The organism is Streptomyces mayonensis, from assembly GCF_018982965.1.
Lineage (GTDB): Bacteria > Actinomycetota > Actinomycetes > Streptomycetales > Streptomycetaceae > Streptomyces > Streptomyces mayonensis.
Genome location: NZ_JACBYP010000182.1, coordinates 1 through 10,341, shown reverse-complemented (window position 1 = coordinate 10,341; position 10,341 = coordinate 1). Strand labels below are relative to the sequence as shown.

The 10,341-nt window shown below is 73.9% G+C and carries 10 protein-coding genes; 7 read left to right on the top strand and 3 right to left on the bottom strand.

Translation table 11 applies throughout. The features are described from left to right. The 4 genes from HZS56_RS35980 to HZS56_RS35965 form a co-directional block, all read left to right on the top strand. Positions 1 to 300 (top strand): alpha-glucosidase C-terminal domain-containing protein (locus tag HZS56_RS35980; RefSeq protein ID WP_216725015.1); only part of this gene is annotated, 300 nt, incomplete at its 5' end. A gap of 28 nt (positions 301 to 328) precedes the next feature. Continuing rightward, positions 329 to 1,690: a maltokinase N-terminal cap-like domain-containing protein gene (locus HZS56_RS35975; protein WP_216725014.1), complete on the top strand. Its 1,362-nt coding sequence runs from the start codon at positions 329 to 331 to the stop codon at positions 1,688 to 1,690. Positions 1,691 to 1,693: 3 nt separating this feature from the next. Then, on the top strand, positions 1,694 to 3,916 hold the full coding sequence (gene glgB / locus HZS56_RS35970) for a 1,4-alpha-glucan branching enzyme (RefSeq protein WP_216725013.1): 2,223 nt from the start codon (positions 1,694 to 1,696) through the stop codon (positions 3,914 to 3,916). A gap of 72 nt (positions 3,917 to 3,988) precedes the next feature. Then, positions 3,989 to 5,080: a glutamate--cysteine ligase gene (locus HZS56_RS35965; RefSeq protein WP_216725012.1), complete on the top strand. Its 1,092-nt coding sequence runs from the start codon at positions 3,989 to 3,991 to the stop codon at positions 5,078 to 5,080. Between the two features lie 651 nt (positions 5,081 to 5,731). On the opposite strand, the gene HZS56_RS35960 is transcribed toward HZS56_RS35965, so the two are convergent. Further along, on the bottom strand, positions 5,732 to 5,965 hold the full coding sequence (locus HZS56_RS35960) for a DUF6480 family protein (RefSeq protein WP_216725011.1): 234 nt from the start codon (positions 5,963 to 5,965) through the stop codon (positions 5,732 to 5,734). A 165-nt stretch (positions 5,966 to 6,130) separates the two neighbouring features. Between HZS56_RS35960 and HZS56_RS35955 the strand changes: the two genes are divergently transcribed. Both HZS56_RS35955 and HZS56_RS35950 read left to right on the top strand, forming a co-directional pair. Continuing rightward, entirely contained in the window at positions 6,131 to 8,056 is a 1,926-nt protein-coding gene (locus tag HZS56_RS35955) for an AMP-dependent synthetase/ligase (protein ID WP_216725010.1), read from the top strand. A gap of 173 nt (positions 8,057 to 8,229) precedes the next feature. Beyond that, complete coding sequence (locus HZS56_RS35950) at positions 8,230 to 8,664, top strand: ATP-binding protein (RefSeq protein ID WP_216725009.1); 435 nt, start codon at positions 8,230 to 8,232, stop codon at positions 8,662 to 8,664. A gap of 30 nt (positions 8,665 to 8,694) precedes the next feature. Here the strand turns inward: HZS56_RS35950 and HZS56_RS35945 are convergent, their stop codons facing one another. Then, positions 8,695 to 9,147, bottom strand: coding sequence for an ATP-binding protein (locus tag HZS56_RS35945; protein ID WP_216725008.1), 453 nt, complete (start codon positions 9,145 to 9,147; stop codon positions 8,695 to 8,697). 43 nt (positions 9,148 to 9,190) lie between these two features. Next, positions 9,191 to 9,556, bottom strand: a complete 366-nt coding sequence (locus HZS56_RS35940) for a PRC-barrel domain containing protein (RefSeq protein ID WP_216725016.1) — start codon at positions 9,554 to 9,556, stop codon at positions 9,191 to 9,193. Positions 9,557 to 9,859: 303 nt separating this feature from the next. Between HZS56_RS35940 and HZS56_RS35935 the strand changes: the two genes are divergently transcribed. After that, a partial coding sequence (locus tag HZS56_RS35935) for a HAMP domain-containing protein (RefSeq protein WP_216725007.1) occupies positions 9,860 to 10,341 on the top strand: 482 nt, incomplete at its 3' end.

Here is a 10,341-nt window from a genome sequence, read left to right as displayed (position 1 = left end):
CAGAACCCCGCCTTCGGCCTCGGCACCTACACCGAACTGCCCTCCTCCAACCCGGCCGTCCTGGCCTTCCTGCGCGAATACGAGGACGACCTGGTGCTGTGCGTGAACAACTTCGCGCGGTTCGCCCAACCCACCGAACTCGATCTGCGCGAGTTCGCCGGACGTCATCCGGTCGAGCTGTTCGGCGGCGTCCGCTTCCCCGCCATCGGCGAACTGCCGTACCTGCTGACCCTCGGGGGCCACGGCTTCTACTGGTTCCGGCTCACCCGAGTCGCATCCCGCATCGGTCGCCGCGCTTGAGCGTGGGCCGAGGAAAGGACGCGTCACCATGCCGAAGACCGCACCCCTGCGCCCGAGACGCGGGCAGCTCGCCGAGCCGATGGCGTCCCTCGGCGAGCTGCTGCGCCAGTGGCTGCCGCGCCAGCGCTGGTTCGCGGGCAAGGACCGGCCCGTGGCCGAGCTGGGCCTGCTGTCGATGACCGAGCTGTTCCCCGGCTGTCTGCACCTGCTGGTGCACACGGGGAACGGCTCCGTCCCCGCTCCGGGCGGCGCTCCCCCGGCGGGGGACTGCTACCAGCTGCTGCTCGGCGTGCGCGAGCAGCCGTCGCCCCGCCTGGGCCGGGCGGTCATCGGACGGGTGCAGGACGGGCCGCTGGCCGGCCGGACGGTCTACGACGCGCTGCACGACCCGCGGACCGCCCAGCTGCTCCTGGAGCGGCTGCGGCATCCGGGCAAGGCGGGGCCACTGCGGTTCGAGGCCGACCCGGCGCTGCCGGTGCCCGGCGGCCTCGCGCCCCGGCTGCTGGACGCGGAGCAGTCCAACTCCTCGCTGATCTACGGCGACGAGTTCATCCTGAAGCTCTTCCGGCGGGTCCAGCCCGGGGTCAACCCCGACCTGGAGGTGCCGGACGCGCTGGCCCGGCAGGGCTGCGGCCGGGTCCCCGCGCCGGTGGCGTGGATGCGCACGACCCATCCGTACCGGGCGACGCTGGGCGTGCTCCAGCCGTTCCTGCCCGGCGCCTCGGACGGCTGGACCCTCGCCCTGAACGCGCTGGCCGCCGGGGACGAGTTCACCGTGCAGGCCCATGAGCTGGGGCGGGCGATGGGCGACGTGCACCTCGCGCTGGCCTCCGCCTTCCCGGTCGGCGCGCCGGGCGAGAACGGCCGCACGGCGGCGGCGATGACCGAGCGGCTGACCGCGGCCGCGCACTGCGTACCGGCGCTGCAGCCCTTCGTACCGGGGCTGCGGGCGGCCTTCGCGGCGCTGTCCACCTGCGACTCGGGGCCGCCCGCCCAGCGCGTCCACGGCGACCTGCACCTGGGGCAGGTGCTGCGGGCCGGCCGGGACTGGTTCGTCATCGACTTCGAGGGCGAGCCCTCGCGCCCGCTGGCCGAGCGGCGCAGTGCCCACTCCCCCGTCCGCGACATCGCGGGGATGCTGCGCTCCTTCGACTACGCCGCCCGGCAGCGCCGCCCGTGGCGTCCGGAGTGGGCGCGCCGCTGCCGGGAGGCGTTCTGCGCGGGCTACGCCGCCCGCGCCGGCTGGGACCCCCGCAAGAAGCACGGCCTGCTGCGCGCCTACGAGACGGACCGTGCCGTGTACGAGGTGCTGTACGAGGCCCGGCACCGCCCCGACTGGCTTCCCGTACCCATGGCGGCGATCGAACGACTCGCCGTGAGAGGAGACTGACCCGTGGCCCTCCACGACACTTCGATCCCCGAGCCGTCCGCCCCCGCCCCGTCCGCGTCGGGCGCGTGCGGGGCGGCCCCGCCGCTGGACCCCACCGACCGGGGACGCCTGCTGGCGGGTGCGCACCACGACCCGCACGCCCTGCTCGGCGCCCACCCGGTGCCCGGCGGCATCGCCTTCCGGGCGCTGCGCCCCTTCGCCCGCGAGGTGCACGTGGTCGTCGGCGGCGAGCGCCACGCCCTCGTGTCGGAGGGGGAGGGACTGTTCTCCGGTGTGCTTCCGCTGACGGAGGTCCCGGCGTACACCCTCGTGGTGGCCTACGAGCGGGCCGAACAGGAGACGCACGACCCGTACCGCTTCCTGCCCGCGCTCGGCGACCTGGACCTGCACCTGATCGCGGAGGGACGCCACGAGCAGCTGTGGCAGGCGCTCGGCGCGCACCCGACGACCCACGAGGGCGTCACCGGCACCCGGTTCACGGTGTGGGCGCCGAACGCGCAGGGCGTGCGGGTCGCCACCGACTTCACCCACTGGGACGGGACCGCGTTCCCGATGCGCTCGCTGGGTTCGTCCGGGGTGTGGGAGCTGTTCCTGCCGGGCGTCGGGGAGGGCACCCGGTACAAGTTCGAGATCCACTCGCGGTACGGGCAGCGCTTCCTCAAGGCGGACCCGATGGCCCGCGCGGCCGAGGAGCCGCCGAACACCGCGTCCGTGGTGACCGCCTCGCGCCACGAGTGGGGCGACGCCGAGTGGATGCGGACCCGCGCCGACCGGCCCGTGCACGAGGCGCCGTTCTCGGTGTACGAGGTGCACCTGCCGTCCTGGCGGCCGGGGCTGACCTACCGCGAGCTGGCCGAGCAGCTGCCCGCCTATGTGAAGGACCTGGGCTTCACCCACGTCGAGCTGATGCCGGTCGCCGAGCACCCCTACGGGCCGTCCTGGGGCTACCAGGTCACCGGCTTCTACGCGCCGACCGCGCGCCTCGGCTCGCCGGACGACTTCCGCTTCCTGGTCGACGCGCTGCACCGGGCCGGGATCGGCGTGATCATGGACTGGGTGCCGGCGCACTTCCCCAAGGACGACTGGGCGCTGGGCCGCTTCGACGGGGACCCGCTGTACGAGCCCGGGGACGAACGGCGTGCGACCCACCCGGACTGGGGCACGTACACCTTCGACTTCGCGCGCACGGAGGTGCGCAACTTCCTCGTGGCGAACGCCGTGTACTGGTGCGAGGAGTTCCACATCGACGGGCTGCGCGTCGACGCGGTCGCCTCGATGCTCTACCTGGACTACTCCCGCGACTCCGGGCAGTGGGAGCCCAACCGGTACGGCGGCCGCGAGGACCTCGCGGCGATGGCGTTCCTCCAGGAGATGAACGCGACCGTCTACCGCCGCTGCCCGGGCGTGGTGACCATCGCCGAGGAGTCGACCGCGTGGGGCGGGGTGACCCGGCCGACCGACACCGGCGGGCTCGGTTTCGGCCTGAAGTGGAACATGGGCTGGATGCACGACTCGCTGGAGTACATGGCGCACGAGCCGGTGCACCGCAGGTACCACCACCACGAGATGACGTTCTCGATGGTGTACGCCTACAGCGAGAACTACGTGCTGCCCATCTCGCACGACGAGGTGGTGCACGGCAAGCAGGCCCTGGTGTCGAAGATGCCGGGCGACTGGTGGCAGCGGCGCGCGAACGTCCGCGCCTACCTGGGCTTCATGTGGGCCCACCCCGGCAAGCAGCTGCTGTTCATGGGGCAGGAGTTCGCGCAGGGCGCCGAGTGGTCCGAGCAGGAGGGGCCCGAGTGGTGGCTGACGGACGACGGGTACCACTCGGCGGCCGACCACCGCGGGGTGCGGGACCTGGTCCGCGAGCTGAACACCCGTTACGCGCGCACCCCGGCCCTGTGGCAGCGCGACACCGACCCGGCCGGGTTCCGGTGGGTCTCGGTGGACGCGGCCGAGGACAACGTCTTCGCGTTCCTGCGCTTCGACGCGGACGGCGCGCCGCTGCTGGCGGTGTCGAACTTCTCGCCGGTCGTGCGGCACGGGTACCCGCTTCCCGTCGGCGAGGGGGCCGTCGCCTGGCAGGAGGTCCTCAACACCGACGCCGAGGCGTACGGCGGCAGTGGCGTGGCCGACCCGGAGCCGGTCAGGACGGAGGACGGCAGCGTACGGATCACGCTGCCCCCGCTGGCCACGGTGTGGCTGACTCCGTACGCCGGGTGAGGCGGGCAGGTGTCCGTCCGGCCGCCCCGGGCAGTCGGACGGTCCCACCGGCCCACAGAAAGGCGGCACCGGGTGCGCACCGTCGGAGTGGAGGAGGAGCTCCTGCTGGTCGACCCCGCGACCGGCGAGCCGCGGGCGCTGTCCGCCGCCGTGCTCGCCCGGGCCTCGCTGGAGGACGCCGGGCAGGACGTCTTCGAGAAGGAGCTGCACGAGCAGATGCTCGAGTTCGCCACGCATCCGCAGGCGGACATGGAGCGGCTGCACGGGGAGATCGTCCGCTGCCGTGAGGAGGCCGGGCGGCACGCCGGGGGAATCGGGTGCGCCGTCGCCGCGCTCGCCACCTCGCCCCTGCCGGTGGCCCCGTCCATCGGTGTGAACCGGCGCTACGCGTGGATGGCCGAGCAGTACGGAGTCGTCGTCCACGAGCAGCTGGTCCTGGGCTGCCACGTGCACGTCTCGGTCGACTCCGACGAGGAGGGCGTCGCGGTGCTCGACCGGGTGCGGCCCTGGCTGCCGGTACTGACCGCGCTGAGCGCCAACTCGCCGTTCTGGCAGGGCGCGGACTCCTCCTACAGCAGCTATCGCAGCCGGGTCTGGCAGCGGTGGCCGTCGGCGGGGCCGACGGAGCTGTTCGGGTCGGCGGAGCGCTACCACCGGCGGGTCGCGGACATGCTCGCCACGGGCACGATCCTCGACGACGGGATGGTCTACTTCGACGCCCGGCTGTCCCAGCGGTATCCGACGGTCGAGTTCCGGGTCGCGGACGTGTGCCTGGACGCCGGTACGGCCGTGGCACTCGCCGCCGTGGCCCGCGCACTGGTCGACACGGCCGCGCGGGAGTGGCGCGCGGGCGCGGAGCCGGACGGGCACAGCGTGAGCCTGCTGCGGCTCGCGGCGTGGCGGGCGGCGCGGTCGGGTCTGTCGGGGGAGCTGCTGCATCCGGCGACCATGCGGCGGATGCCGGCCGAGACGGTCGTACGCGCCCTGGTGGAGCACGCGCGGGACGCGCTCGCCGCCTCGGGCGACCTGGACCGGGTACGGGAGGAGACCGCCCGCCTGCTGCGCCACGGCAACGGCGCCGGGGTGCAGCGCGACCTGCTGGCCCGCACCGGCAGCCTGCGGGAGGTCGTCACCGCGTGCGTCCGCCGCACCCAGGCGTCCTGACGCGCCCGGCCCCGTCCCCCCGGCACGCCTCGACACGCGCCGGCACGGCACGGCCCGACCGCGGGACGCGGCCGCACGCCTGCGGCGACCACGCGTGTTCCCCCGCTCCGGCCCGTGCGGCGCAGGCGCGCGTCCCGGCCCGGTCCGTGCGGTGACGGGGCGGTTGCACTGGGCCGTACGGGCGGCGGCGAGGCGGTTGCACGGCGCCGCGGGCCGCACGGTGGTCCGGCCCCCTGGTCTCCGCGCCGTGTTCCCGCCCGTCCGGCGCGCCGGGTCACGGCCAACGGGTCCCTGCCCGGCGCCGGCGCCTGCGCCCGGCCGGCCTGCTCCGCTGGGCCGGCGTCTGCCGGCGGGCCCCCGGCCCGCGGCAGAAGAAGATGTGTCGAGCACGCAGGAAGCGCGTGGACATCAGCGAGAACAGTGGCGAGAACGGTACCGGACCGGCGGGTACCGCGTCGGCGGACACCGGACCGGCGGGCGGCGGACCGCCGGGCGTCCCGTCGTCGGGGCCCGGCGGACCGGTCGCGGAGGAACCCGACGCCGACGCCCGGCACCCCGTCGGCCGGCACAGCCCCCGGCGCAGACCCCGGCGCCGGGCCCCGCGGCGGCCGACGGGGTGCCGGGCGAGCCGGTGGCCGGCATGCCTCCGGCTCAGAGCATCAGGGCGATGGCGTAGGCGAGGAAGCCGGCCGCGACCAGGAGCACCACGGCGAGGATCAGGGTCAGTGGTCCCTTGGCCCAGCCCTTGGGCGGGTTGTGCAGCTCCTGCGGGCCCGCCTCGGGCAGGCTGCTCTCCGCCGGCGGCGTCTCCCCCGGCGGGACTCCTCCGCCGGGCTCCAGACCGGTGGTGCGCCGGGGATCGGGATCGGGATTCGTATAGCTCATGCCGTCCGGGTCCCCCGATCCGGCCCGGATCACCGGGGGATCACCGGGCGGGATCACTTCTGCCGTCCGAGCCCCCCGCGGCCTGCGACTCCGCTAGATTCCGAGCACCGCCGACCACGGTACTCGTCGGCGGGGTCACCCTCCGTAGACGTCAGGAATCGGCGCATGCGCGAACCCGCTCCCGCTCCCCCGTCCGTCCCGCCGCCGGCCGGCGGGCTCGCCGACAGCCTCTTCGAGACGGCTGTCCGAAGGCCCGCCCTGCCGCTGCTCGCCCGCCGTCGCGGCCCCGGCTCGGCCCACTGGGACCAGGTGACGGCGGCGGAGTTCCGCGACCAGGTGTCCGACCTGGCCAAAGGCCTGATCGCGAGCGGCGTCCAGCCGGGCGACCGGGTGGCGATCCTGGCCCGCACCCGGTACGAGTGGACGGTCTTCAGTTACGCCCTGTGGGCGGTGGGCGCCGAGGTCGTGCCGATCTACCCGACCTCCTCGCGCGAGCAGGTCGAGTACATCCTGCGCGACGCGGGCTGCGTGGGCGTGGTCGTCGAGGACGAACAGAGCGTGATGACCGTCGGCTCGGTGTGCGCCGTACTGCCGTCCCTGCGTCATGTCTGGCAGCTCGACGCGGGGGCCGTGGACACGCTCGTGGAGCGCGGCGCGTCCCTGCCGTTCACCACGGTCGACTCCATGCGCCGCATCGTGCTGCCGGACTCCACGGCGGTCGTCGCCTACACGTCGGGCACCTCGGGACGCGCGATGGGCTGCGCGCTCAGCCACCGCGGTCTCGCCGCCCCCTGCGACACCCTGCTCGCCGGCTGGGCGAGCACGATCGCGCCCCCCGGCGAGCAGGGCACGGTCCTCGCGTACCTCCCCTTCTCGCACGTGTACGGGCTCATGATCCAGAACCTGTGTGTCCGGGGCGGGTTCCTGATGGCGCACGAGCCGGAACTGACCGGCGAGGCGCTCTCCTCGGCGCTGCGCTCCTTCAGACCCACCTATCTGTACGCCGTGCCCTCGGTGCTGGAGAAGATCTACAAGAACTTCCTGCGCACCGCCCAGCAGGAGGGGCGCGGGGCGCTGTTCGAGCGGGCCGCGGCCACGGCGCGGGACTTCGCGGGGGCGCTGGAGCGCCGGCGGCTGGGCCGCGGCAACGGGCCCGGCCTGGATTTGCGGCTCCAGCACGCCCTGTTCGAGCGGACGGTGTACCGCCGGCTGCGCGCCGCGCTGGGCGGCCGGGTGCAGCGGGCGACGTCCGGCGGCTCACCGCTCAGCCGCGAGCTCTCCCTCTTCTACGAGGGCATCGGCGTCTTCGTCCACGACGGCTACGGCCTGACCGAGACCAGCGGCGCGCTGACGATGCAGCCGCTGGGCCGGGAGAAGTCGGGCACCGTCGGGCAGCCGCTGCCCGGCACGGAGATCCGGCTGGCCGACGACGGGGAGATCCTGGTGCGCGCGCCGTCGCTGTTCCAGGGGTACGTCGGTGACGAGGCCGCCACCCGGCAGGTGATGGGCGGCGGCTGGCTGGCCACCGGCGACATCGGCCACCTGGACACCGAGAACTACCTGGCGATCACCGGCCGAAAGAAGGACATCATCATCACCAGCGGCGGCAAGAGCGTGGCCCCGGCCGCGCTGGAGCAGCGGCTGCGGATGCACCCGCTCGTCCACCAGGCGGTGGTCGTGGGCGACAACCGGCCCTGCGTCGGCGCCCTGATCACGCTGGACCCGGAGTTCCTGACCCACTGGCGTGCGGGGCTGGCCCTGCAGGGCGACGCCCCGGCGCGGGAGGCGCGGGAGGCGAACGCGCTGCGGGAGGAGGTCGCGCGGGCGGTGGCCGCGGCCAACAGCGCCGTCTCCCGCTCGGAGTCCATCCGGGTCTTCCGCGTCCTGCCCGAGCCGTTCGACGTGGCCAACGGGCTGCTCACGCCGTCGATGAAGCTGCGGCGGGACGAGATCGTCGCGGCCTTCGCGCTGGAGATCGACGCGATGTACGAGGCGCGGTCGCACCGCCGTCCGCCGCGGGAGACGCAGGAGCCACGGGAGCCGGAGGAGCCGGTCGGCTGGGAGGAGCCGGAGAACGTCTTCCTGCGGTGATCCGTGCCGGGTCACCCGTCCGACGTCCCTCCGTCCCCCCGCCGCGACCAGGGCATCCCGACGCGACTAGCCTCGGCCGCCACGGGAACTAAAGACGGAAGACACGGGAACCGGAGACGGAGAGAAGACGAAGTGAGGACGACGCCCGGCAGTGGCCGGGCCGGGAAGGCGCAATGGCAGCCGAGTCGCGTTGGGACAGGACACTGGCTTCCGAGGAGATCACGAACCGCACCGCCAGCTTCACCGGAGAGCTGCACAACGTCACGGGTGCGCGCCTGGTCGCGGAGGAGTTCCTCTACGACCTGGCGCGGGCCGCACCGCCCGCGGCGCCCGAGCACTGGGACGACATCCTGCTCGTCGTCACCGAACTCGCGGCGAACGCGGTGCAGTACGCCCCCGGGCCGTTCCAGTTGCGTCTGCGCCGTACCTTCGACGGCGTGCACGTGGTGATGCACGACACCAGTACGACCGAGCCCGTGCCGCGCCCCTTCCATCCGAGCCGCGGCGGGGGCGGCATCGGATGGCATCTGATCCACACCCTGTCCGACCAGGTGAGTGTCGTCTCCGGCGACCGCGGCAAGGACATCCACGTCTTCCTGCCCTGGTGAGGACGGCGGCGCGGGCCGGGGTCGCCGCAGTCAGCGAGCGGTCGCCGGGCGCAGCGGCACCAGCGCGCTGATGGTCTTGCCGCCCCCGGGCCGCAGGTCGACGGCGATGTCCCGGGCCAGGCGGGCGACGAGCGGCCATCCGTAGCCGCCTCCCGGGTGCGTGGTGGGGAACGTGTGCACGGCCCTGGGCACCACGGCGCTGTGGTCGTGGACGGCGATCCGTACGCCCTCGCGCGTGGGCCCGGCCTCGAAGCCCGCCAGCCCGCCGCCGTGCCGGATCGCGTTGGTGACCAGCTCGGAGACCACGAGCAGCAGGTCCCCGACGTCCTCCTCGCGCACGCCGCCCCCGGGGACGCCCCACTCCCGCGCCACCGACTCGGCGTACGCCCGTGCCTGCGCGGCGCCGCCCACCGCGCCCGGCGCCGCCGCGCCGAGGGGCTCGACGCCGGGCGGGGCCGTGGTGACTGCGTCGGTCGGTTCCATGTCAGTGGTTCCCCGGTTTCCGCGTGCTGTCGTTCGGGACCGGTCAGGTCGCGGAGCTCTCCCGCGGCGGCAGCCGGTGGTAGTAGTCGCCGACCGAGGCAAGGTACTCCCGGTCCATCGTCTCGCTGTCGGTCCTGAACCTGGGCGCGGCCTTGACCTCGGCCCTGGTGCAGCTCAGCGTGACCGTGCGGGCCTCGGGGTCGATGCCCCGGACCACGCCGACCGGTACGAGGACGCTCCGGCCGAACACCCAGACGCCGGTGTCGACGACCAGGTGCCGCATGCCGAAGTGTTCGGCCTGCCGGTCCACGTGCCCGATGGTGCCGTCGTCGGCCACGACGTCGCAGCCCGTCAGCTCCTGTCCCTCCGCATGACCGCTGTCCGCCGCGTACGACCAGATGCTCTCCATCGGCACGCTGCCCCTTCCCTCCCGTGTCGGCGACGAGTACGGAGTCGGTCCGGAGGTCGCCGGACCGGCTCCACCGCAGCAGATACCCGGCCGGGGCTGCCGCATTCGGGGGACGTTCCCCTCCGGGGGGTAACGCTTTGTGTACGCACGGCGCGCCCGGGGCGGCTTCTGGCGTATTTTTCTGACCGGGGGGATTTCCGTGAACTGCGCGGACGCGCGCACGGAGGCCGGGGCGCGCGAGTGTCCCGGAGGGGGTCGTGAGTCCTCGCCGGAGGGCTCCTGGGGAGCGGAACGAGGGTGCGCATGACCAACGACAGCGCCGGGACTGTCGAAGCGGTTCCGGGCGATCAGGAGTTGCGCCGCCTCCTGGCGGGTCTGACGGCCGTGCGGGACGGCGACTTCGGCACCCGGCTGCCGGACGAGGCGGACGGCCTGATGGGTGACATCGCCAAGGTCTTCAACGGCATGGTGGACCAGTTGTCCGTGTTCACCTCGGAGGTCACCCGGGTGTCCCGCGAGGTCGGCACCGAGGGGACCCTGGGCGGGCAGGCGCGGGTGCCGGGCGTCTCGGGCACCTGGGCCGACCTGACGGACTCGGTCAACGCGATGGCGGGCAACCTGACCACTCAGGTGCGTGACATCGCGCAGGTGGCGACGGCCGTGGCCAAGGGCGACCTCTCCCAGAAGATCGACGTGGACGCGCGCGGGGAGATCCTGGAGCTGAAGAACACCATCAACACGATGGTCGACCAGCTCTCCGCCTTCGCCGACGAGGTCACCCGCGT

Excerpts from the sequence above, each read along its gene's own strand:
- HZS56_RS35975 (WP_216725014.1), top strand. The coding sequence starts at position 329 with ATGCCGAAGACCGCACCCCTGCGCCCGAGACGCGGGCAGCTCGCCGAG.
- HZS56_RS35960 (WP_216725011.1), bottom strand. The coding sequence starts at position 5,965 with ATGAGCTATACGAATCCCGATCCCGATCCCCGGCGCACCACCGGTCTG.
- HZS56_RS35955 (WP_216725010.1), top strand. The coding sequence starts at position 6,131 with ATGCGCGAACCCGCTCCCGCTCCCCCGTCCGTCCCGCCGCCGGCCGGC.
- HZS56_RS35950 (WP_216725009.1), top strand. The coding sequence starts at position 8,230 with ATGGCAGCCGAGTCGCGTTGGGACAGGACACTGGCTTCCGAGGAGATC.
- HZS56_RS35945 (WP_216725008.1), bottom strand. The coding sequence starts at position 9,147 with ATGGAACCGACCGACGCAGTCACCACGGCCCCGCCCGGCGTCGAGCCC.
- HZS56_RS35940 (WP_216725016.1), bottom strand. The coding sequence starts at position 9,556 with ATGGAGAGCATCTGGTCGTACGCGGCGGACAGCGGTCATGCGGAGGGA.